The 22453-nt window shown below is 61.0% G+C and carries 19 protein-coding genes; 16 read left to right on the top strand and 3 right to left on the bottom strand.

Annotation, left to right across the window (positions count from 1 at the left end; genetic code table 11):
• Positions 1-128: 128 nt before the first annotated feature.
• Both BUC36_RS11270 and BUC36_RS11265 read right to left on the bottom strand, forming a co-directional pair.
• Complete coding sequence (locus tag BUC36_RS11270) at positions 129-1193, bottom strand: FecR family protein (RefSeq protein ID WP_073275183.1); 1065 nt, start codon at positions 1191-1193, stop codon at positions 129-131.
• 397 nt (positions 1194-1590) lie between these two features.
• Positions 1591-2118, bottom strand: a complete 528-nt coding sequence (locus BUC36_RS11265; RefSeq protein ID WP_073275181.1) for an RNA polymerase sigma factor — start codon at positions 2116-2118, stop codon at positions 1591-1593.
• 302 nt (positions 2119-2420) lie between these two features.
• Here BUC36_RS11265 and dnaX point away from each other — a divergent pair, with 302 nt between their 5' ends.
• The 10 genes from dnaX (at position 2421) to BUC36_RS11215 (ending at position 11376) form a co-directional block, all read left to right on the top strand.
• Positions 2421-4475 (top strand): DNA polymerase III subunit gamma/tau, encoded by a 2055-nt coding sequence (gene dnaX, locus BUC36_RS11260; RefSeq protein WP_073275179.1) that lies wholly within the window; start codon positions 2421-2423, stop codon positions 4473-4475.
• A gap of 61 nt (positions 4476-4536) precedes the next feature.
• Entirely contained in the window at positions 4537-4881 is a 345-nt protein-coding gene (locus BUC36_RS11255; RefSeq protein ID WP_073275177.1) for a YbaB/EbfC family nucleoid-associated protein, read from the top strand.
• A 31-nt stretch (positions 4882-4912) separates the two neighbouring features.
• Positions 4913-5518, top strand: a complete 606-nt coding sequence (gene recR, locus BUC36_RS11250) for a recombination mediator RecR (protein ID WP_073275175.1) — start codon at positions 4913-4915, stop codon at positions 5516-5518.
• 8 nt (positions 5519-5526) lie between these two features.
• Positions 5527-6672, top strand: coding sequence for a ribonuclease D (rnd, locus tag BUC36_RS11245; RefSeq protein ID WP_073275173.1), 1146 nt, complete (start codon positions 5527-5529; stop codon positions 6670-6672).
• Positions 6673-6920: 248 nt separating this feature from the next.
• Complete coding sequence (locus tag BUC36_RS11240) at positions 6921-7208, top strand: YcgL domain-containing protein (protein WP_073275171.1); 288 nt, start codon at positions 6921-6923, stop codon at positions 7206-7208.
• 11 nt (positions 7209-7219) lie between these two features.
• Positions 7220-7678 (top strand): YcgN family cysteine cluster protein, encoded by a 459-nt coding sequence (locus BUC36_RS11235; protein WP_073275169.1) that lies wholly within the window; start codon positions 7220-7222, stop codon positions 7676-7678.
• A gap of 155 nt (positions 7679-7833) precedes the next feature.
• Complete coding sequence (locus tag BUC36_RS11230) at positions 7834-8214, top strand: hypothetical protein (protein ID WP_073275167.1); 381 nt, start codon at positions 7834-7836, stop codon at positions 8212-8214.
• 189 nt (positions 8215-8403) lie between these two features.
• Positions 8404-9084, top strand: coding sequence for a YEATS-associated helix-containing protein (locus tag BUC36_RS11225; RefSeq protein ID WP_073275165.1), 681 nt, complete (start codon positions 8404-8406; stop codon positions 9082-9084).
• 151 nt (positions 9085-9235) lie between these two features.
• Positions 9236-10081 (top strand): AAA family ATPase, encoded by an 846-nt coding sequence (locus tag BUC36_RS11220; protein WP_073275163.1) that lies wholly within the window; start codon positions 9236-9238, stop codon positions 10079-10081.
• A 113-nt stretch (positions 10082-10194) separates the two neighbouring features.
• A complete protein-coding gene (locus tag BUC36_RS11215; RefSeq protein WP_073275161.1) occupies positions 10195-11376 on the top strand; it encodes a vWA domain-containing protein in 1182 nt (393 codons plus the stop codon).
• A 188-nt stretch (positions 11377-11564) separates the two neighbouring features.
• Here the strand turns inward: BUC36_RS11215 and BUC36_RS11210 are convergent, their stop codons facing one another.
• Positions 11565-13040, bottom strand: coding sequence for a peptide MFS transporter (locus BUC36_RS11210; RefSeq protein ID WP_073275159.1), 1476 nt, complete (start codon positions 13038-13040; stop codon positions 11565-11567).
• A gap of 174 nt (positions 13041-13214) precedes the next feature.
• Here BUC36_RS11210 and hrpA point away from each other — a divergent pair, with 174 nt between their 5' ends.
• From hrpA to BUC36_RS11180, 6 genes are all read left to right on the top strand, one after another.
• Positions 13215-17195, top strand: a complete 3981-nt coding sequence (gene hrpA / locus BUC36_RS11205) for an ATP-dependent RNA helicase HrpA (protein WP_073275157.1) — start codon at positions 13215-13217, stop codon at positions 17193-17195.
• 231 nt (positions 17196-17426) lie between these two features.
• A complete protein-coding gene (locus BUC36_RS11200; RefSeq protein WP_073275155.1) occupies positions 17427-17744 on the top strand; it encodes an HvfA family oxazolone/thioamide-modified RiPP metallophore in 318 nt (105 codons plus the stop codon).
• 71 nt (positions 17745-17815) lie between these two features.
• Positions 17816-18673, top strand: a complete 858-nt coding sequence (locus tag BUC36_RS11195; RefSeq protein ID WP_073275153.1) for an HvfB family MNIO-type RiPP peptide maturase — start codon at positions 17816-17818, stop codon at positions 18671-18673.
• A complete protein-coding gene (locus BUC36_RS11190) occupies positions 18657-19454 on the top strand; it encodes an HvfC family RiPP maturation protein (RefSeq protein WP_073275151.1) in 798 nt (265 codons plus the stop codon). Before BUC36_RS11195 ends, BUC36_RS11190 begins: the two co-directional genes overlap by 17 nt.
• An 87-nt stretch (positions 19455-19541) precedes the next feature.
• A complete protein-coding gene (locus tag BUC36_RS11185; protein WP_234994968.1) occupies positions 19542-20537 on the top strand; it encodes an MlaA family lipoprotein in 996 nt (331 codons plus the stop codon).
• 40 nt (positions 20538-20577) lie between these two features.
• Positions 20578-21759, top strand: coding sequence for a PP2C family protein-serine/threonine phosphatase (locus BUC36_RS11180; RefSeq protein ID WP_073275149.1), 1182 nt, complete (start codon positions 20578-20580; stop codon positions 21757-21759).
• The last annotated feature ends 694 nt before the right edge of the window (positions 21760-22453 follow it).

Raw genomic sequence — 22453 nt, 5'->3', positions numbered from 1 at the left:
GTGTGCCCGTTTCGCCAATGATGCCCTCACGCGACGCTGCGCGGGACACTTTGTTGTATTTCAGTGTTGTTGTCGGGCGGGCGTACAGCGGCTGTACAATAAACGATCGCCCAAGCGGCTTTTATAACTTAGTTGCGCTTGGGAGACAAGAGAGTCAGGTTAGGATCGCTGTGGTCCTGGTGCAGGTTCAGTGCCGTTGATATGGCTTTCAGGGTGTTGTCCGGGTCGGAGAGCTCGAAGGTGCCGGACAGCAGCTGGTCGCGCACACTGGGGTCGGCTTCGGCGGGAACCTTAAGGTAGCGGTTCAACTCTACGAGTGCTTCCGCCAGTGGGGTCTGCTCGAAAACCAGTACGCCGCGGGTCCAGTCGAGAGCTTCCTCTGTGGAGGTGCGACCTACAGCGCTCAGGCCGCCGCTGGAAACGCTGACTTTCTGGTTCTTCACCAGCTTGACCGACTCTGGTTGCAGCCCCGGCGCGCTTTCGGCCTCGCTGACTGATACGACGCCGCCGGTTACCGATACACGGGTGCTGTCAGGATTGCGTTCCACATTGAACTCTGTACCCAGGACGCGGATGTTGGCCTTGCCCGCCGCAACGGTAAAGGGGCGGGCCGTCTGGCGGGCTACGTCGAAGTAGGCCTCACCGCGCACCAGTTGGGTGCGGCGCTCTTCGCGGCTGAAGGCCACGTGTAATTCGGTATTGGTGTTGAGCTGAATCTGGGAGCCGTCGGCCAGGGTTACGGTTCGGGTTTCGCCAACCTGGGTAATAAACGACTGTTCGCGGACCTTGTTACCGGTCAGCCACTGGTTGCCGACCCAGAGGGTCACGACCAGGCAGGCCGCAACCAGGCCGCCACCCATCAGCCACTGGGCGAAGTTCCAGCCATCGGCGGCCACTGCGCCACCAGGTGAGGTGCGCACTTTGTGCTTACCGGGCTGAGTAGAGGATTGAGCGGTCGGGCGGCTCTCGGGGTAAAGCTCGTCAATCGGCATATGGGCAAGAGCACCCAGGTCGCCCCACAGTTCCGTGACTTCATCGAATGCGTGGCGGTTTTCGACAGACGCTGTTAGCCATGCGGCAAAGTCGCGGCGATCCGCGGCGCTGACGGTGTCGGAGCGCAGGCGCGCGATCCAGGCGCATGCCTGGTCCAGCCTGTCTTCATTTTGTACGTTTTGTACGCCCGCTGTGTTCACCGCTGTTTACCTTGTTTGGTCCTTTCCCGCCCCGTCAGGACGTCCCGGTCCTGCTTTATTTTGGTGCATTCTATTGAATCGGCCTATTTGGCGCGATTTTTTTCGTGCTTTGCACGTCTGGCGCAATAAGTTTTGCCAATGCCGCGCAATCTTAGCGTTTTGTTTGTTCTTTGCGCCGGTTTTTGTGCTCAAATGACCGGCCTCTGAGATAAGACGACCGACCGGGTGTCTCCCTCAAGTAAATTTGTGAATAGTTCGGTACGGCTGTGCACAAAGCCTGTGCGTCGGTCCGCATTTCCGCAATTCATTTGCGATAGAAGGGATAAAAACTGCGCCCAAGTAGCAGTAACTATTCGGGGTTGTTGGATGCGTTTACTGCTGCCCTGTTCCCCGGGGACTACCTATTTACCTCAACCCGGCGTCGGCACACCTTGAGTGCCTGCAGTATGTATTTCTCCACGCTGCTGACTGAGGTGTTCATTTCCTGGGCTATTTCGCTGTAGGAAAGTCCGCGAGTCCGGTGTAGCAGGAAGGCCTGGCGGCACTTGATCGGCAGGCTGTCCATGGCCTCATAAATGGACTGTAACTGCTGTCTGGCCGCCAGTACCCGCTCAGGGGACTGGTGATCGGCGTGCTCGTCGCTAATGGTTTCGCCTTCCGCGGGCATTTGCTGGCTGATGTATTCCATATGCAGCTTGCCCCGGCGCAGCTGGTCCACCGCTAGGTTGTTTGCAATCTGGTAGAGGTAGGCGCGCGGGTTATCCAGCTCTTTCTCGTCGCTGAGTTTTTGCAGGCGCAGGTAGGCGTGCTGGGCTATGTCCTCGGCATCTTCGGTGCTTTTGACAATGCGTGCCACAAAGCGCACCAATGCCTGGCCGTGTTCGGCAAACAGCTTTTCCAGAAGCGTTTTCCGAGCTTTGTTCATTACTAAGAGGTTTCCCCGTACTGCGCCCGCTGTGGTTTTGGGATCGTTGTTGTATTGCGAGCTGGCGCACAGTTATATCACAGGCTTCCGCTCGGCGACGAGGGGCTGAGGGCCTGATAACACTTAATTCGATAGCCGCGTTGCCGTCCTGTGCAGGGCCCAACCCGAAGGGGCGGGGCCATCGAATCAAGCCTTAACCGGGCCTGGCTATGCCTCACCGTCTATGCCGGTATAATGGCCCCCGCGCCAGTGGCGCCAAAATTCAAGACACAGCAATGGCGCCGGCGGGCGCTGGAGAGCGGATGAGCTATCAAGTACTGGCGCGCAAGTGGCGGCCACGGTTGTTTCGGGAGATGGTGGGGCAGGAGCATGTGCTCCAGGCGCTGATCAATGCCCTGGATAATGGCCGTCTGCACCACGCCTATCTGTTTGCCGGTACCCGCGGTGTGGGTAAGACCACTATCGCGCGCATCCTGGCCAAGTGCCTGAACTGTGAAAGCGGTGTCAGTTCAGAACCCTGTGGTCAGTGCACGGCCTGTTGTGAGATCGCGGAGGGGCGTTTTGTCGACCTGATCGAGGTGGATGCGGCATCGCGCACCAAGGTGGAGGACACCCGCGAGCTGCTGGAAAATGTCCAGTACGCACCGACGAGAGGTCGCTACAAGGTCTACCTGATCGACGAAGTGCATATGCTGTCCAACAGTTCTTTCAACGCGCTGTTAAAGACTCTGGAGGAGCCGCCGCCCCACGTCAAATTCCTGCTCGCCACTACCGATCCGCAGAAACTGCCGGTTACCGTATTGTCCCGCTGCCTGCAGTTCAATCTGAAGAATATGAGCCCGGAGCGGGTGGTGGAGCACCTCCGCTTCGTGCTGGAGCAGGAAATGGTGCCCTTCGAGGAGGGGGCCCTGTGGCACCTCGGGCGCGCCGCCGACGGCAGTATGCGCGATGCCATGAGTCTCACGGACCAGGCGATCGCCTTTGGCGGCGGCAAGATCAGCGAGGCGGAAGTGCGAGCCATGCTCGGCAGCATCGATTCCGGCCTGGTGTGGAAGCTGCTGCAGGCGCTCGCCGACGAGAGCGCGCCGGCCCTGTTTGCCGCCGTCGAGGAACTGGCACAGCAGGCGCCGGACTACAGCGCCGCGCTGGCAGAGCTGGCCAATAACCTGCACCGTATTGCGGTAGCCCAGGTGCTGCCGCAATCCGTCGACAACGCCCTGGGTGACGGCGAACGCCTGAGTGAGCATGCCGCGCGCATCGCCCCGGAAAATGTGCAGCTCTATTATCAGATGGCGTTGCTTGCGCGTCGCGACCTGTCGCTGGCGCCGGACCCGCGCAGCGGTTTCGAGATGGCGCTGCTACGCATGCTGGCCTTCCGCCCACAGGGGGTGGCAGATATCCCGCGCGCCAGCCTGCCGCACAGCAATGCGGCGCAGCCGCAACCGGCAGCCGAGCGGCCAGCAGGGACGCCCGGAGCCGAGGCGGCTGCGGAGGTGACTGCGGAAAAAAAGCCCCTGACGAACCCGGAACCGGCTGAAGCCGGTGGGGCGCCTGTCGAAGCTGTAGCGCACCGAATGGAGCAGTCGCAGGCAGAGCCGCCGGCAGCGGAACGCGTGGCGCCGCCCCTCGTTGAACCGGAATCAATGCCACCGCAGGCCGCCGAAACTGCCGGGCCAGTGACGCCGCCGCAGGCGGCTGTGGTGGAGCGATCGCCGGAGCCGGTGCCTGCACCGGTTGCGGTTGCCGAGGAGCTGGCGTCACCCGCTCCCCAGCCGCCGGCGCCAGTACCTCCGCCGCCGGCCGCGCCAGATTTGTCCGCACAGCAGGATGCGCGCGCGGCACTGCGAGAGCAGCTGCGACAGCAGGTGGCTCAGGTCGAGTCCGCGCCGGTGCCGCCGCAGGAAAGCAGGCCGCAGCCGCAACAGCCGGTTGCCGAGAAGCCCGCGAGTGCGCGTCTCGATGCCCTGTCACCGGGCAGCTGGCCGGCACTCTACAGTCAGCTCGGGGTCAGCGGTATCCTGCATTCCATTGCCTTCCACCTGGAGCTGGTGGGACGGCATGACAATATACTTTCCTTTACCCTGGACGAGTCCTACAGCAGTCTGTACGACGAGGTGCACCAGCGGCGCCTCGCTGACCTGCTGGGGGACTTTTTCCAGCAGTCGGTCACTGTGCACATTCAAGTGGGACAGGTACAGGGGACCACCCCGGCACGCCTGGCCGCCGCGACGCGCGAGGCGCGCCTGGCTGCCGCCCGCGATGCCCTGTCGGCGGATCCGCTGGTGCAGGAGCTGCAGCAGGAGCTCGGCGCTGAACTCCAGCCCGATTCGGTGGAGTCCCTGGTGGATGCCGAGTGACGGATTTTAATCATGCCATTTGGGTGCGAGTGCACCGAAAATCATAGAGGTTGAGCAGAATATGAAAGGTTTGGGCGATTTGATGCAGCAGGCCCAGAAGATGCAGGCCGAGATGCAGGAAAAAATGCAGAAGGTGCAGCAAGAGCTGAACGATCTGCGCGTCTGCGGCGAGTCCGGCGCGGGTATGGTCAAGGTCACCATGAACGGTCGCCACGACGTTATCTCGGTGGAGATCGATCCGGACCTGCTCAGTGAAGACAAGGAAATGCTGGAAGACCTGCTGGCCGCGGCGGTGAACGATGCGGTGCGCCGTGCAGAGGAGAAAGCGCAGGAGCTGCAAAAGCAGCAGATGGGCAACCTCGCCGCCGGCATGAACCTGCCGGAAGGCTTCAAGTTTCCTTTCTAAGACGCACTTTGGCGAATAATTTCCAACATTTATGTTTAGTCCCCTAATTGAAGACCTGATACGCGCGCTGCGCTGTCTGCCCGGCGTTGGCCCCAAGTCGGCGCAGCGCATGGCTATGTATCTGCTGGAAAAAGACCGCGATGCCGCCGGTCTGCTGGCGCGCACTCTGGAGCTGGCCGTCGACAAGGTCGGCCGCTGCAGCCAGTGCCGCACCCTTACCGAGCAGGAAATCTGTGCCCTGTGCAACAACAGCCGGCGCGACCCGAACTCCCTGTGTGTGGTGGAAACACCGGCGGATGTGCTGGCGATTGAGCAGGCGGGCAATTACCACGGTCGCTATTTCGTATTGCACGGCCACCTGTCGCCGATCGACGGTGTTGGTCCGGCGAACCTCGGCATCGACCTGCTGGAGCAGCGCCTGGCGAATGAGCCGCTGGAAGAACTGATTATCGCCACCAACCCCACCGTCGAAGGCGAGGCCACAGCGCAGTTTATTGCCGAGCGTGCCAGAGCGCGCGGGGTCAGCGTGAGCCGCATTGCCCACGGCGTTCCCATCGGTGGCGAGCTGGAATACATCGACGGCGGTACCCTGGCCCACGCTTTTAACAGCCGAACTTCCTTTTTTCCGGGCGGCTGAGGGCGCTGATGATCAACGTAGATACGACGCCAATCTGGATCGACAGCGCGGAGCAGCTGGCGGAACTGTGCGCGCGCTGGCGGCAGCAGAATGCGGTGGCCCTGGATACCGAGTTTATGCGCAGCCGCACCTTTTTCCCGCAGCCGGCACTGGTGCAGGTCGGGGACGGCGAGCGCTGTTACCTGATCGACAACCTGGCGATAAAAAACCTGCAGCCACTGCGCGAGCTGCTGCTGGATACCAGCGTGACCAAGATCATGCACAGCTGCAGTGAAGACCTGGAAACGCTGGAACGACTGCTGGGCGCGATTCCCGAACCGATTTTCGATACCCAGATCGCTGCCGCCCTCACCGGCATGGGGGCAGGATTGGGCTATGCGCCAACGGTCAAGGAGCTGCTCAATATCGATCTGCCGAAGAGCGAAACCCGCTCCGACTGGCTGCAGCGCCCGCTCAGTGACGCGCAGAAAAATTACGCCGCCTTGGATGTCGCCTGGCTGCCACTGCTTTACGGCGTGTTGGTGAAGCGACTGCGGGAGCAGGAGCGCCTGGAGTGGCTGCAGGAAGATTGTGCTGCACTGGTCGCCGCTGCGCGAAACCCGCAGCCCCCTGAGCTCTACTATCAAAAAGTGAAGGGCGCCTGGCGCCTGCGCGGCAAGCAGCTGGCGGCGCTACAGGATCTGTGCACCTGGCGTGAGCGGGAGGCGCGATTGCGGGACCTGCCGCGCAATCACCTGCTGAAAGAAAATGTCTGCATGAACCTGGCCCAGCAGTTGCCCCAGCACAAGGCTACCCTGGCGCAGCCGGGCCTGGAGGGCCGTACGCTGCGCGAGCACGGCGATACGCTGTTGCAGATTATTGCCAGTGCCTCCGAGCGTGAAGAGATACCGCCGCGATTGCCGCAGCCCCTGAGCCGGCGCCAGGGCGAGTGGCTCAAGTTGTTGCGGCAGGAAGTCAATGCGATTGCCGAACTGGAACACCTGCCCCCGGAAATTCTGGTGCGCAAAAAAGAGCTGGAGGTGCTGGTGCAGGCCCCCCGCCCGGAATTACAGGGGCGGCTCGAGGGCTGGCGCGGTGACGTGATTGGCAAGCCGCTGCTCGAAGTATTAAAGACACTGCGTGACGAGGAAGGTAAGGGCACCTCTATTAAATGATTGTGCCTCTGCGCAACCTGACAGGCGCTATCGCAAGGCGGCTTGCGCAGAGGAAGGCTTGGTGCCCTTGCCAAGCGAGCCAACGCGGCGATAGCGCCTGTCAGGCCGCGCCCTTCGGGGCTTTCTGGCTGGCCCGCACTCAGCGTTGCAACTTCTTGACAGGCGTCAGCATGCCTGCGAAGTTGCGCCTCGATTGCGAACCAGCCAGAAAGCCAGAGACGACAAGCAGTTAGTAGAGTTGCCCTTACGTGAAAATCCTGTGCGATATTTACCGCAGTCCGCGGAAAGACGATATGTACCTGTACGTAGACAAGCGCGAGGGTACCCTGCGGGTACCGGAAAATTTACTGGAGTTGTTCGGCAAACCGCAGCATGTCACCACCATGCTGGTGACACCGGAAAAGAAACTGGCCCGCGCCGATGCGAACAAGGTCCTGAATGAGATTTGCGAGCGCGGTTATTATCTGCAGATGCCGCCAGTGGCCGATTCCGAGATGAGTGCCATCGCAGCGAAAAACAGCAAGCTGCAGCGTTGAGGTTGAACGCTATGGCCGACCAGCCTTTCTGGCAGCGCAAAAGCCTCGAACAGATGAGCGAGGCGGAGTGGGAATCACTCTGCGACGGTTGCGGTCGCTGCTGCCTGCATCGCCTCGAAGATGAGGATAGCGGTGAGGTCTACACCACCAATGTGGCCTGTCGCCTGCTGGATACACATTCCTGCCAGTGCGGTGACTATGAGCATCGCAAGCAGCATGTACCGGACTGTATCCAGTTGCGCGCGCAGGATGTGCAGGGATTCGGCTGGCTGCCGGCGACCTGTGCCTACCGCACCCTGGCCGAGGGGCGATCGTTGGCGGACTGGCACCCGCTGGTATCGGGGCGCAGCGAATCAATACACGAAGCGGGTATCTCGGTACGTGGATGCGTGGTGAGCGAAGAGTTTGTGCACCCGGACGATTTTGAAGAGCATATTGTCCAATGGGTAGGTGACGAGCCGAACCACTGAAAAACTACTGCGCGTGCGCCTGGCGGCGTCCGGCGGTGCTCGCAATCCTCACGTACTAAAGTACGCTCCGGTTGCTGCGCTCCGGCGATCACCACCAGTCACCCGCTCGCTACGTTTTTCAGAGGTTCTTACAGTTATTTAATGGTGATATTTGAATGTCCGAAGAGTTTCGAATTGCATGGATGATTTACGCTGCGGGCACCCTGGTGTTGCTGCTGGCCGGGTGGTGGTTTATGCGGAACTGGAAGTGGAGCTGGTTGCGCCGCACGCTGCTGGTAACTTTCGCCGCTGCATTGCTGATACCCGCGCGCGGCACAGTGCAGGACTCCGTGGCCCTGCCGGTATTGCCGCTCTTCGTCTACCAGACTGTGTTCGAGGAGGAAGGGGCTTCTCCGGAAGTGACGGCCAACCTGGTGTTTGCCACCGGCGGGGCTCTGGGCCTGATGACAATCTGGGGGCTGATTTCCCTGTACCTGGGCTACCGTCGCGAAAAGCGCCGTCGCTTCGAGGACGATCCCTATTTCAATGAGCAGTGAGCCACCTGCTCACCGGTGACTGAGGCGCTCGTCTCAATACCTGATCAATGGCGCCGCATCCCCTCTCCGCCTCCACTGTCCACGGTGACAGCTGCTATATCTATAAGGCTGGCTCCGCCATTGGCGCGGAGTCGATCCAATTAGAAAAATGCCAGCATCGTCCTAACTGTGCATGGCAGAGGAATACGGATGCTCGACCATCTGCTCATTTTGACCGCGGTAATGCTGGTTTCGGGCATTCTCGGCGGCCTGGTGAACTATTACCAGATGCTGTTTACCGAGGAAGACCCCGCCGGCCTCGCGCGCTGCCTGATCATGGGGCTCTGCGGCGCGCTGATGGTACCGATTTTCCTGAAATTCACCCAGAGCGACCTGTTGATCGAAATCCAGGGTGATCCGTCCCGCCTGCTGATTTTCACCGGCTACTGCCTGCTGGCCGCCATCGCCTCGCGTATGTTCGTCTTCAACGCCGCGCGCCGCCAGCTGCGCGATGCCAGCATCGCCCGCGCCCGGGTCGAGAACCTGGAGCAGGAATTGCGCGCCATGCAGCTGGAAATCATGCCGCTGCTGGAGCACGAGATCGAGGGCGACCCGGACCAGGGCCCGGCACTGGATTTCAATCAGATCCGCAAGCTGGACGAAAATGCCCTGCATGTGCTCAACCTGCTGAACAATGGTGACTGTGTGTTCCGCTCCCTTTCCGGCATGGTGCAGGAGGGCGGTATGGAGACCAACTCCGCCGCCCGCGCCCTGAACAGCCTGCTGGTACTGGAAATGGTCGGCAAGATTCACAGCCACCTGGGTATCCGCTGGTATATCACCGACAAGGGGCGCCAGGTCGTACACCGCCGCCGCACCCAGATGGCCTGACTGGTCACGCGCAGTAGTCACTATTCTTCAGCGATGCCCGTCAACGCGGGCATGTCATGCAGTTTGATCGTTCCCGCCTTTCGTCACTCCCGCCTGATCATTTAATATTCGCCTCAACTAGATGATTTGTGCGAACAGGACTGGAGTGACGATGAAATTTACCGGCACCGATAGCTATGTAGCCACCGAAGACCTGCAGATGGCGGTCAACGCGGCGGTTACCCTGCAGCGGCCGCTGCTGATCAAAGGCGAGCCGGGTACCGGCAAGACACTGCTGGCCGAGGAGGTCGCGCGCAGCCTGGGACTGAAGCTGATCCAGTGGCATATCAAGTCCACCACCAAGGCGCAGCAGGGCCTGTACGAATACGATGCGGTGTCCCGTCTGCGGGATTCGCAGCTGGGTGTGGACAAGGTGCACGATATCCGCAATTACATCAAACGTGGCAAGCTGTGGGAGGCTTTCGCTGCGGAAGAGCGCGTGGTGCTGCTAATCGACGAGATCGACAAGGCGGATATCGAATTCCCCAACGACCTGCTGGTAGAGCTGGATCGCATGGAGTTTTTCGTCTACGAAACCGGCGAAGTCGTCAAGGCCAGGCAGCGGCCGATCGTGATCATCACCTCCAACAACGAGAAGGAACTGCCGGACGCCTTCCTGCGCCGCTGCTTCTTCCACTACATCAGCTTTCCCGACCGCGACACCATGCACAAGATCGTCGATGTGCACTACCCGGGTATTAAGGGGCAGCTGGTAGGCGAGGCGATGGATATTTTCTTCCAGTTGCGCGACGTACCGGGGCTGAAGAAAAAACCCTCCACTTCCGAGCTGATCGACTGGCTGAAATTGCTACTGGCCGACGATATTCCCGAAGAGGTCCTGAAAAACCGCGATAGCAGCAGCGCAATTCCGCCGCTGTATGGCGCGCTGCTGAAGAATGAGCAGGACGTGCACATGCTCGAACGCCTGGCATTTATGGCTCGCCGGGAAAACCGGTAGATCCTTGATCTTCCCTGTAGGAGCCTGCTTGCAGGCGAAGGGCTACAGAACTCCGCCCTTGTTCGCCTGCAAGCAGGCTCCTACAGCCCGAATTCGGCTACGTCGGAACTGATATGCTCATCGGATTTTTCCTCAACCTGCGCCGCTACAAACTGCCGGTCTCCATCACCGAACTGCTTTCGCTACTGGAGGCGCTGCAGCAGCATCTGGTGTTTGCCAACCTGGAAGAGTTTTATTTCCTGTCGCGCACCTGCCTGGTCAAAGACGAAAAACACTTCGACAAATACGATCGCGCTTTCGATGCCTACTTCAAGGACCTGGAAACCCTCGACGATATTCTCGAGCAGATGATTCCCGAAGACTGGCTGCGAGCGGAATTCACGAAGCAGCTGAGCGAAGAGGAAAAAGCCAAGATCGAGAGTCTTGGCGGCCTGGAAAAGCTGCTGGAGGAATTCCAGAAGCGCCTCGAGGAGCAGAAAGAGCGCCACAGCGGCGGCAATCGCTGGATCGGCACCGGCGGTACCAGCCCTTTCGGCAACAGCGGCTATCACCCCGGGGGTATCCGCGTGGGCGGCAGCAGTCGCAATCGCTCAGCGGCCAAAGTGTGGCAGAAGCGCCAGTTCAAAAACCTGGATGACAGCATTGCCCTCGGTACACGCAATATCCAGGTCGCCCTGCGCAAACTGCGCAAGTTCGCTCGCACCGGCGCCGCGGAGGAGCTGGACCTGGATGACACCATTTCCTCGACCGCGCGCAACGCCGGGCTGCTGGATATCAAGATGGTGCCGGAGCGCCACAATGCAGTGAAGGTGCTGATCTTTTTCGATGTCGGCGGCTCCATGGATCCCTATGTGCGGGTGTGCGAAGAGCTCTTTTCCGCGTGCCGCTCCGAATTCAAGCACCTGGAATATTTCTACTTCCACAACTTTGTCTACGAGCACGTGTGGAAGGACAACCAGCGCCGCTACAGCGAGACAACACCCCTGCTGGAAGTGCTGCGCACCTACGGCAAGGACTACAAGGTGATCTTCGTCGGCGATGCATCGATGGCGCCCTACGAAATCACCAGCCGCTACGGCAGTGTCGAGCATATGAACGAGGAGCCGGGGGCGGCCTGGATGGAGCGGGTGACCGATACCTACGGCAAGTTAATCTGGCTGAACCCGGTCGGTGAGGAATACTGGCAGTACACGCCGAGCATCGGCCTCACCAAGCGCCTCGTCCACGATCATATGTATCCGATGACGCTGGAAGGGCTGGACCGGGCGATCGCCTGTCTGGTGAAGGGGCGGTGAGGTTAATGCGGAACGCGGAATGATGAATACGGAATACGCGATTCGACTACATGTTTGCGGGTGGACATTTGGTTCGCGCCTAAGCTAAGCCAAGGAAAACAAGTTGACTGGCGGCAAGGGCTCCACATCCTCTTCCGCATTCCGCATTCCGCATTCCGCATTCCGCATTCCGCATTCCGCATTCCCTGTCAGCCGCTGAAATGTCTGGGCGGTGTACCCTCGTGATCGGCAGTGATGCTGATTTCCTCTTTGGTGGTGTCGCCCACTTTGACGTGCACCTCTTCCGCGCCGTGCATCCAATCCACCAGCTTGTTGCGCAGGAAGAACAGGATAATGCCTGCGGCAATCGCGGCGATGGCGACGCCGCCGAAAGTTGCCAGCGGGCCAGACTCGCCGACCAGCTTACCGATTTCCGCGGCGCCCTTGTTGGCGATACCGATAAAGGCAAACCAGAGCCCCATCATCAGCGACAGGTAGCGCAGCGGCGACAGCTTGGTCACCATGGAGAGTCCGATCGGGGACAGACACAGCTCGCCGATGGTGTGAAAAATGTAGGCGAAGATCAGCCACCAGGGGCTCGCCTTGACGGTCTCGGAGTCGCCGATCTGCAGTGCCGCACCGACCATGGCGACAAAGCCCAGGCCCAGGAACACCAGGCCCATGCTGAATTTTGTCGGCGAATTGGGCTCGCGGTCTCCGAGGCCGACCCAGATACTGGCGATGATCGGTGCGAGAATGATGATAAACAGCGGGTTGACCATCTGCAGCCAGCTCGCCGGGATTTCCCAGCCGAACACGTGCAGGTCGGTGTTGTATTTGGCAAACAGGTTCATCGAGCCGGCGGCCTGTTCGAAGCCGGCCCAGAAAATTACCGTAAACAAGCCGAGAATCAGGATCACCTTGATACGGTCTCGCTCTTCCTGTGTGAGCGGCGCGTGCTTGTCGACGGATTCCTGTTTCAAGCCCAGTTTCGCCGACGGCTGGTTGCCGATCTCGCCGAGGTAGCGCTTGGCCTGGGTCATCTGCAATATCAGGCCCAGCAGCATGCCGAGCCCGGCGACGAAGAAGGCGAGCTGGTAATTGACCTTCTCACCAATCCAGCCGATCACCAGGTAGCCGAGGATGGATCCCAGGTTGATGCCCATGTAGAAAATCGTGAAGGCGGTGTCGCGGCGCTGGTCCCCCTCATCGTAGAGGTCGCCGACCATGGTGGAGATGTTCGGCTTGAAAAACCCGTTGCCGATAATCATCAGTGCGAGACCCAGCCACAGCATGTAGATTTCGGATCCGTCCGGCAGCCAGCTGTGGGGGAAGCCGAGGGAGAACTGGCCCAGCATCATCAGCACACCGCCGAACATGATGCAGCGCCGTTGCCCCCATTTGTTGTCCGCCACCCAGCCGCCGATAATCGGTGTCAGGTAGACCAGCATCGCATACCAGCCCAGGTAGCTCAGGGCCTTGGATTGCAGTTCGGTATCCGACAGGGCCTCCCAGCCGAATACTGCGGCGGTTGCCGCCGAGGTCAGGTAAAAGACGAAAATACCCCGCATACCGTAGTAGCTGAGGCGCTCCCACATCTCGGTGCCAAAGAGCAAAAACAACCCCTTGGGATGACCGAGCATTTCTCCGGCGCTGGCCGGCGGTTTGGGTTTGAGATCTTGCATAGGTACAGCTCGCAAGTTACGGCATGCATCCGCGGGCGCGGCGATTGACCGCGACCACGGGGAAAGTCGTGCGTCTGCCCAAGTATAGTTGAGCGCCAAAAAGCGCAAACTCACTGCAGTGAAGGCGACGGCCGCGGCAGGTATAATCGCGCGTTTGCAGTTTCTTCCCGGATCATGAGTCACATCGAAGCCAAACAAGCGCTGAGCGCACTGGATACGCAGATCGCCCACTGTATGGGGGGGGATCGCTTTCGCCTGAGAAAATCGCTCAATAACGCGCGCCGACGCCAGAAGGAGGGCAAGCCGGTTGACCGCATGCTGACGCAGCTGGGGGAACAGGTGGAGGCGTCGATGGCGCTGGCGGAAGCGCGCCGGCGCAAGCTGCCCGAGGTGCGTTGGCCGGAAGGGCTGCCGGTGGTGGCACGGCGCGAAGAGATCGCCGAGTTGATCGGCAAACACCAGGTGGTGGTGGTCGCCGGCGAGACGGGGTCGGGCAAGACCACGCAGCTGCCGAAAATCTGCCTGCAGCTGGGCCGCGGTATCTTCGGCCAGATCGGCCATACACAGCCGCGCCGCATCGCCGCGCGCACCGTGGCCAACCGCATCGCCGAGGAGCTGCAACAGCCGCTCGGCGAGTCGGTCGGCTACCAGGTGCGCTTCACCGACCACAGCACCGAGCACACCCATATCAAGCTGATGACCGACGGCATACTGCTGGCGGAGATTCAGCGCGATCCGCTGCTGAACAAGTACGACACGCTGATCGTCGACGAGGCCCACGAGCGCAGCCTCAATATCGATTTCCTGCTCGGCTATCTGAAAACCATTCTGCCGAAGCGCCCGGACCTGAAGCTGATCATTACTTCGGCCACCATCGATCTGGAGAAATTTTCCCGGCACTTCGACGATGCGCCGATTATCGAGGTGTCCGGCCGTACCTACCCGGTTGAGATCCACTATCGGCCACCGGCGGACAGCGATGCCGACCTGAATGAACAGGTGATCACCGCGGTGGAAGAACTGCTGCATGAAGAGAAGAGCAGCGGCCGGCGCGGTGGCCGGCACCCCGGTGGCCGGCACACCGGGGGCGACATTCTGGTGTTTATGAGCGGTGAGCGGGAGATCCGCGAGTGCGCCAAGGCCCTCAGGGACGCGCAGATTCCGCAGCTGGAGATACTGCCGCTATATGCGCGCCTCAGCCTGGCGGAGCAGGCCAGGGTGTTTCACTCTGCATCCGGCTCCAGGGGGCGGCGCATCGTGCTGGCCACCAATGTCGCCGAGACTTCGATTACCGTGCCCGGCATCCGCTATGTGATCGACCCGGGCACCGCGCGGATCAGCCGCTACAGCTACCGCAGCAAGATCCAGCGCTTGCCGGTCGAGGCCGTCTCCCAGGCGAGCGCCAACCAGCGCGCCGGCCGCTGCGGCCGCGTCAGCGCCGGCGTCTGCGTGCGCCTGTACGAGGAGCGCGACTTCGAGCAGCGCCCGGAGTTCACCGACGCGGAAATCCTGCGCACCAATTTGGCCGCGGTGATTCTGCAGATGCTGCAGCTCAGGATCGGCGATATCCGCGATTTTCCGTTTGTCGATCCGCCGGATCCGCGCCTGATCAACGACGGTTACAAGCTGTTGCAGGAACTGCAGGCGGTGGACGGCGAGGGCAGGGTGACACCACTTGGGCGCGCCCTGTCGCGTCTGCCGCTGGATCCGCGGCTCGGCCGCATGCTGATGGCGGCTGCGGAGTGCGGCAGCCTGCGCGAGGTGCTGATAATTGTCAGCGCACTGGCGGTGCAGGATCCGCGCGAGCGGCCGGCGGAAAAGCGCCAGGCCGCGGATGAAAAGCACCGCCAGTGGCGGCACGAACAGTCCGACTTCCTCTCCTTTGTACAGCTGTGGGACACCTTCGAGGCGCAGCGCCAGGAGCTCAGCCAGAACCAGCTGCGCAAGTGGTGCCAGAAGAATTTCCTGTCGTGGCTGCGCATGCGCGAGTGGCGTGACATACACCACCAACTGCGTATAGCCTGCCGGGAACTGAAACTGAAGGAGAATCGCGAGGCGGCCGACGACTCCGCCCAAGGTTATGCCGCCGTGCACCGCGCCATAGTACCGGGCCTGCTCGGCAATATCGGCGTGCGCGACGAGAACAAGGAGTTTATCGGCTGCCGCAACCGCCGCTTCCATATCTTCCCCGGTTCCGGCCAGTTCAAGAAACCACCGCCCTGGGTAGTGGCGGCACAGCTGCTGGAAACCAGCCGCCTGTTCGCGCACACGGTGGCGAAGATAGAGCCGGACTGGGTGCTGGCGGCATCCGCGCACCTGGTGAAGCGCAATTATTTCGAGCCGCACTACGATGCCCGTGCCGGCCAGGTGATGGCGTTCGAGAAGATATCCCTGTACGGATTGGTACTGGTAGAGAAACGGCGCATCCACTACGGCAAGCTGGATCCGCAAACGGCGCGTGAAGTCTTCATCCGCCAGGCCTTGGTCGAGCAGCGCTACCGCGGCAAGGGCCGCTTCATCACTCACTACAAGGACCTGCTGCATGAGCTCGAGGACCTGGAAGCCAAGTCGCGCCGCCGCGATATCGTCGTCGATGACCAGGTGATCTTCCAGTTTTTCGACGAGCGCATTCCCGCGGACATCGTCAACCTGGCCGGCTTCGAACACTGGCGCAAGAAGGTGGAGAGCGCCGATCCGCAATTGCTGTTCATCCCGCGCGAGCTGTTGATGCAGCAGAGTGCCGAACATGTGGGCGAGGCGCAGTTCCCGGATGAGTTGCAGGCGGGTGGCATCGTATTTCCGCTCAGCTACCACTTCGAGCCGGGCAGTGTCGACGATGGCGTGAGTATTCAGGTGCCCGTCGGCGCCCTGCATCAGGTTCCGGCGGCGCGACTGTCGTGGCTGGTGCCGGGCATTCTGCGTGACAAGTGCATTGCGCTGATCAAGGCGCTGCCAAAGCAGTGGCGCAAGGTGTTTGTACCGGTACCGGCGGCAGTGGACCGCGCGCTGCCAAAACTGCAGCCGGACAATACACCGCTGTGGCACTCGCTGGCCAAAGAGCTGCACCGCCAGACCGCCCAGGAACTGCCGGATGCCGCCTGGGAATCGGCGGAGCAGTCGCTGGAGGATTTCTATCGTTTCAATATTCAGGTGCTGGACGAGGAGGGCAAGCTGCTCGATCAGGGCCGGGACCTGGCGGCGCTACAGGCGCGCTATCGCGATCGCGTGCAGAAGGAATTGGCCAGTGCCGGTGACGATTTCGAGCGCGACGGCATCACCAGTTGGGATTTCGGCCACCTGCCGGAAACGCACACTTTGCAACAGGGCGGCCTCAAGGTGCGGGCCTATCCGGCCCTGGTGGAAGGAAAAGACAGCGTATCGCTGAAACTCCTCGACAATCCGGCCGAGGCGCAGCGCTTGTCCCGCGCCGGCATCTGCCGCCTGGCACTGCTGCACCTGCCCGAGCCGGTGAAATACCTGCGCAAGGAATTATTGCGCGGCAAGGAGCTGGGCCTGTCGGCGGCGGATCTCGGCCGGCGCGAAGAGGTGGCGGATGACGTATTGCTCGCCGCCGCGCGGGAGGTTTTCTGGCCCGACGAGCAGTGGCCGCGCACCGAAGCGGAGTTCATGGCCGCGCTGGAAAAAAGCGGTGAGCTGATCGGTGTCGCGCAGGAAATAGCAGAGCTGCTGGTCAAGGCGCTGGCGCAGCTGGTACCGCTGCGAAAGCAGATAAAGCAGCAGAAAAACCTGGCGGTCGCCATGGCGGTGGGGGACATGCAGCAGCAGTTGAGCGGACTCTTCTACCGCGGTTTCCTGTTCGATACGCCGCTGGAGTGGTTGCGGCAGTACGGCCGCTATCTGAAAGGCATAGCGCTGCGCCTGGAAAAAGCGGCACTGGACCCAAACCGCGACCGCAAGCTGCAAGGTGAATTCCACAAGATCGCTGAGCCATATCTTGTTCTGGCGGAGCGTTACGCAGCCAGAACACTGGCCGCCGAACCGCAGCTCAACCAGTACCGCTGGATGTTGGAAGAGTTCCGTATCTCCCTGTTCGCCCAAACCCTGAAAACCCTGATGCCGGTATCGGGCAAGCGCCTGCATAAGCTCTGGGTGGAAATTCAGCAATCGGCCCCGTTATTGGCGGCGCAACGGTAGCGACGAGAAGGGGTGCAAGATTGTTTCGTCGGCGCTGTAATATCTCATCGTCTCGCGCGACAAAAAGGTTGAGAAAGGGATAAAAGTGCGGAAACGGCGATATACATTGGCCGAATAGCGCCCTGTCTCAACGCATGACTGGTTTTTCTGCGGTAGCACTATACTCCGCAGAGGATTGGCACGCCCAATGTGTGTCTTTTATTACTCAGGGTAATTTTCAGGAGAATTGTTATGAGCAAGAAGCATCTTTCCCCGGTTGCAGCGGCCGTCGGCGCGGCTTTCCTCGCCACGGCAGCCATCAATGTGTCCGCCGCGGCTGACAGTGCCAACCCCTTCGCGGCCGAAGAACTGTCAAGTGGCTACAGCCTCGCCCTGAACGATCAGGAGCAGGAAGGCGAAAAGAAAAAAGAAGGCAAATGCGGCGAAGGTAAGTGCGGAGAAGGCAAGAAAAAAGAAGGTAAGTGCGGCGAAGGTAAATGCGGCGAAGGTAAAAAAGAAGAGGGTAAAAAGAAAGAAGGTAAATGCGGCGAGGGCAAGTGCGGCGGATAATTCGGTTCTAGCCCTATAGAGGGGCGGCGTTTTTGCATGCCGCCCCTCGAAATCGCCAGCAAAAATAAGTGATGAAAAAATTGGCTACAAGAGAATATCCGGTTCAAGGTGCCGGCCTCGGTCTGCGCCGTTCGATGATGGGCGAGGACCTGTCGTCGGATGCGGTGGATTTTCTCGAGGTGGCACCGGAGAACTGGATCGGTGTCGGCGGACGCTACGGGCGCTGGTTCCGCCAGTACACAGAGCGTTTCCCGTTCGTGATACACGGTCTGTCCCTATCCATTGGTTCGCCGGCACCGCTGGATCTGGATCTGGTCCGATCCATCAAAGCGTTTATGCGCGAAAACAACATTCGCTGTTACAGCGAACACCTCAGTTACTGCTCCGACGACGGCCACCTGTACGACCTGCTGCCCATCCCGTTCACCGCCGAAGCGGTGAGCTATGTGGCCGAGCGCATTCGCGTCGTGCAGGATGTGCTGGAACAGCGCATCGCGATGGAGAATGTCTCCTACTATGCCGCACCGGGGCAGGAAATGACCGAGCTGGAATTCCTCAATGCGGTGCTGCAGGAGGCGGACTGCGACCTGTTGCTCGACGTCAACAACACCTACGTAAACGCCATCAATCACCTCTACGATCCGCTCGAGTTCCTGCGCGGAATTCCCGGCGAACGCATACGCTATATACATGTCGCCGGCCACTACGATGAAGCCGACGACCTCAAGGTGGACACCCACGGTGCCGCGGTGATCGACCCGGTGTGGCAGCTACTCGAGCAGGCCTACGAGATTCACGGCACAGCGCCGACACTGCTGGAGCGCGACTTCAACATACCGCCGCTGCCGCAACTGCTGAAAGAAGTGGCGCGCATCCGCGCCATACAGGCCGCCCAGTCCGTGGAGGCGAGCTATGTCCACGGCCGTTGATAAACCCCGCAAGTTTCAGCGATTGCAGCGCGAGTTCGCCGCCCACCTCCGCGCGCCGGATATCTGTGCGCCGCCCGCGGAGATCGAGGACCGGCGCATGGGTATCTACCGCGACCTGATCTACAAGAATATCGAGTCGTTTATCGCCGGCGGCTTCCCGGTGTTGCGCAGTTTGTACAGCAATGAGCGCTGGCACACTATGGTGCGCGATTTCGTGCACCGCCATACCTCTCACAGCCCGTACTTTTTACAGATCAGTGAGGAGTTCCTGCACTATCTGCAGAACGAGCGCGGCACCCAGGCGGGGGACCCGCCCTTCCTGCTGGAACTGGCCCATTACGAATGGGTGGAGTTGGCGCTGGATGTCAGTGAGGCCGAGTTTCCCGCCGGATTGCTCGCCGATGGTGACGTTATGGCCTCGGTGCCGGTGGTATCGCCACTGGTCTGGAGCCTCAGCTACCGCTATCCGGTGCACAGAATTGGCCCCGCTTACCAGCCGCAGGAACCGCCAAAAACCCCTACATTTCTTCTGGTTTATCGCGATCGCGAAGACGAAGTGGGGTTTATGGAAATCAACGCCGTCACCGCGCGCCTGTTGCAGCTGGCAGAGGCTGAAGCCCTGAGCGGACGCCAGTTGTTGCAGAAGCTGGCCGGGGAAATGCCCCAGACGGACAGCGATGCGCTGCAAAAGTTCGGTCGCGAGCTGTTACAGAAACTGTTGCGTGTCGGTGTGATCGCGGGGCTTAGCCTTGCCCGAAACTCCTGCATCTTTGATGAATAGCGGCTGCTATGCTGGCGAGGGTGGTTTACACATTGCGGGGGCGTTAGAATCGCCGCAATGTGTAACTTGATAGAGAGGAGCAGAGTTTTGCTAGGACGCACATTGATCTCGCTCTGGTTGATTCCCGCGACAATGGCCGTCATGCCGGTATTGTCGTTTGCGGCACAGGATCCTTTTGCGGAGACGGAACAGGAAGTTGCCGCTCCACAGGATCCCGCCGGGCAAAGTGAATCCGTCGACACTGGCGCTGCGCCAGCCGGCGACAGCGACGCGGCAACTGCCGATACCGACAACGCCACGCAAGAGTCTTCCTCGCTCGAGGATGAGTACGGTTTCGATCCGGCGGACGAATTCGCCAGTGACGAGGAGCCGGCGGCGCGCGACCCCTGGGAAGGCTATAACCGCGCCATGTTCCGCTTCAACGACACTGCTGACCGCTGGGTGCTGAAGCCGGTGGCCACCAGCTATCGGCAGATTACCCCGATCTTCATGCAGTACGGTGTCAGTAACTTCTTCGACAACCTGCGCGAAGTCACCAACAGCTTCAACAGTGCGTTGCAGGGCAAGTGGGGCCAGGCCGGTAACGATGCGGGTCGCTTCCTCGTCAACACGACCGTGGGTGTGGTTGGCCTGTTTGATGTGGCTCAGCACATCGGCCTGGAAGAGAGCGACGGCGAGGACTTTGGCCAGACGCTGGCGGTTTGGGGGGTGCCCTCCGGGCCGTACCTGGTATTGCCGTTTTTCGGTCCGTCCACGGCGCGCGACGTTCCTGGCAGGGTGGTTGACTGGTATACCAACCCGCTGACCTATGTCGAACACGATCCCACGCGCTACACGCTCAAGGTCGCCGATATCGTGCAAACCCGCGCCGCCCTGTTGCAGGCGGAGTCGCTGCTGTCGGGGGATCGCTATGTCCTGCTGCGCGATGCCTATATGCAGCGGCGCGAGTATCTGGTCAACGACGGCGAGCTGGATGACGATTTCGGCGCCGATGTCGAAGCCGATGATTTTGGCGACGATACCGATGAAGGCGCCGAAGAAGAGACTAAAGAAGATGCCGAAGAAGATGTATTCGGCTTCTGATTACCCCGCACCTCCTTTTCACCGCTAGAAGAGCCACTGAATGGCCGGCCGCAGAAGCCTGTTACTGATCGAGGAAGACGAGCGCGCCCGCAAATTCGTACGGGGTGCGCTTTCGCGCCTCGGTTATCAGGTGGTGGAAGCGCAGAGCGGGCTCGAGGGAATCAGCCGGTTTGCCCCTGGGCTGTTCCAACTGGTGATCACCGATCTGCACCTGCCGGACATCGGCGGTCTGGAAGTGCTGCGCAAGATCAAGCAGGTATCCCCCGATACCGCCGTGGTGGTGCTGGCTTCCAACAGTGAAGTCGGCGATGTGGTGCAGGCGCTGCGCCTCGGTGCCAGCGACTATTTGCTCAAACCACTCGAAGACGCCGAGGTCATCGACCACGCCATCTGCCGCATCACCAATGCGGAAACCCTGGCGCAGCAGAACCTCGAGTATCGCGAGGAGCTGGAGCGGCGCAACCGCGAGCTGCGCGATCACGTCGAGCTGCTGCAGCGGGACCAGCAGGCCGGGCGACTGCTGCAGCAGCACCTGTTGCCGCGCACCCCATACCGCTATCCCGGCGGCATCGAAGCCGCCTATCGCCTGATTCCCTCCCTCTACCTGAGCGGCGACTTCATCGACTACGGCCTGTTCGGCGAGCGCTTTGTCGCCTTTTACCTGGTGGATGTCTCCGGGCACGGCGTGTCCTCGGCACTGGTCACGGCGCTGATCAAGCACAGCATCATGCACCTGCTGCGCGAGCGGCCGCTGTTTGCGCAGCTGGACACGCTCGACAGCGACCTGCTGGAGATTCTCAGTCTGATCAACCGCGAACTGCTGTCTACTCGTCTGGACAAGCACGCCAGCATGTTCGTGGGGGTGATCGATGGGCCGGCGCGGCAACTGCACTACGCCGTCGCCGGCCAGGTGCCGATGCCCGCGCTGGTTACCACCCACGGTGCCGAGTGGTTGCCCGGCAAGGGGCGCCCGCTGGGCCTGTTCGAGCAGGGCGACTGGCAGGTGATGTGCGCCAAACTCCCGTCCAGCTGGCGGCTGGTAACCTGTTCAGATGGGGTGCTGGAACTGCTCGAAGGCGACCTGCTGCAGAAGGAAGAACAGCTGCTGCAGGCCATCAACAAGAGCCGCGGCGACCTCGACAGCCTCTGCACGGCGCTGCATGTAGATACCTACGAAGCGCTGCCAGACGACGTAACCATACTAACCCTCCGACAGGGCTAAGCCGCGCGTTTACGGCGCACTGCGCCGTGCGCGGCTTAGCGACCCGCCATGGACGGCGGGGCCGGGGCCAGAACGGAGGCACCGTGTCGCGCCATGGATGGCGAAAATCACCCCTCGGAACACTTCGTACTCGCAAAGCGGCGCGCGTTTACGGCGCACTGCGCCGTGCGCGGTTTAGCGACCCGCCAAGGATGGCGGGGCTGGGGCCCGAACGGAGGCACCGTGTCGCGCCAAGGATGGCGAAAATCCCCCCTCGGAACACTTCGTACTCGCAGGGCGGCGCGCGTGTACGGCGCACTGCGCCGTGCGCGGTTTAGCGACCCGCCAAGGATGGCGGGGCCGGGGCCCGAACGGAGGCACCGTGTCGCGCCAAGGATGGCGAAAATCCCCCCTCGGAACACTTCGTACTCGCAGGGCGGCGCGCGTGTACGGCGCAACGCGCCGTGCGCGGTTTAGCGACCCGCCAGGGATGGCGGGGCCGGATCGGACGGGGCCCATCGTCCGGACTCCGTGAACCGCGCCGCCGGCTTTACCGCCACCCTCTCACGGCAATATATGGCCAAATAGTGACCAGTAGGTCTGGAACCCCCGACTTTAGTACCCTTGCCAGCCTTGGCGGGCAGGAGTAAGCTCCGCTCACTTTAAGCACAAACTGACACGATGGCTTTACCCGGCCGTCGGCGGTTGTGTTCTC

This window comes from Microbulbifer donghaiensis (assembly GCF_900129095.1).
GTDB classification, from domain to species: Bacteria; Pseudomonadota; Gammaproteobacteria; order Pseudomonadales; family Cellvibrionaceae; genus Microbulbifer; species Microbulbifer donghaiensis.
Note: the sequence above shows the minus strand (reverse complement) of the source record. Positions and strands in the feature narration are given on the sequence as shown.

Coding starts and splice junctions, on each gene's coding strand:
- BUC36_RS11265 (WP_073275181.1), bottom strand. CDS start 2,118: ATGAACAAAGCTCGGAAAACGCTTCTGGAAAAGCTGTTTGCCGAACAC.
- dnaX (WP_073275179.1), top strand. CDS start 2,421: ATGAGCTATCAAGTACTGGCGCGCAAGTGGCGGCCACGGTTGTTTCGG.
- BUC36_RS11255 (WP_073275177.1), top strand. CDS start 4,537: ATGAAAGGTTTGGGCGATTTGATGCAGCAGGCCCAGAAGATGCAGGCC.
- recR (WP_073275175.1), top strand. CDS start 4,913: ATGTTTAGTCCCCTAATTGAAGACCTGATACGCGCGCTGCGCTGTCTG.
- rnd (WP_073275173.1), top strand. CDS start 5,527: ATGATCAACGTAGATACGACGCCAATCTGGATCGACAGCGCGGAGCAG.
- BUC36_RS11235 (WP_073275169.1), top strand. CDS start 7,220: ATGGCCGACCAGCCTTTCTGGCAGCGCAAAAGCCTCGAACAGATGAGC.
- BUC36_RS11230 (WP_073275167.1), top strand. CDS start 7,834: ATGTCCGAAGAGTTTCGAATTGCATGGATGATTTACGCTGCGGGCACC.
- BUC36_RS11225 (WP_073275165.1), top strand. CDS start 8,404: ATGCTCGACCATCTGCTCATTTTGACCGCGGTAATGCTGGTTTCGGGC.
- BUC36_RS11220 (WP_073275163.1), top strand. CDS start 9,236: ATGAAATTTACCGGCACCGATAGCTATGTAGCCACCGAAGACCTGCAG.
- BUC36_RS11215 (WP_073275161.1), top strand. CDS start 10,195: ATGCTCATCGGATTTTTCCTCAACCTGCGCCGCTACAAACTGCCGGTC.
- BUC36_RS11210 (WP_073275159.1), bottom strand. CDS start 13,040: ATGCAAGATCTCAAACCCAAACCGCCGGCCAGCGCCGGAGAAATGCTC.
- hrpA (WP_073275157.1), top strand. CDS start 13,215: ATGAGTCACATCGAAGCCAAACAAGCGCTGAGCGCACTGGATACGCAG.
- BUC36_RS11200 (WP_073275155.1), top strand. CDS start 17,427: ATGAGCAAGAAGCATCTTTCCCCGGTTGCAGCGGCCGTCGGCGCGGCT.
- BUC36_RS11195 (WP_073275153.1), top strand. CDS start 17,816: ATGAAAAAATTGGCTACAAGAGAATATCCGGTTCAAGGTGCCGGCCTC.
- BUC36_RS11190 (WP_073275151.1), top strand. CDS start 18,657: ATGTCCACGGCCGTTGATAAACCCCGCAAGTTTCAGCGATTGCAGCGC.
- BUC36_RS11180 (WP_073275149.1), top strand. CDS start 20,578: ATGGCCGGCCGCAGAAGCCTGTTACTGATCGAGGAAGACGAGCGCGCC.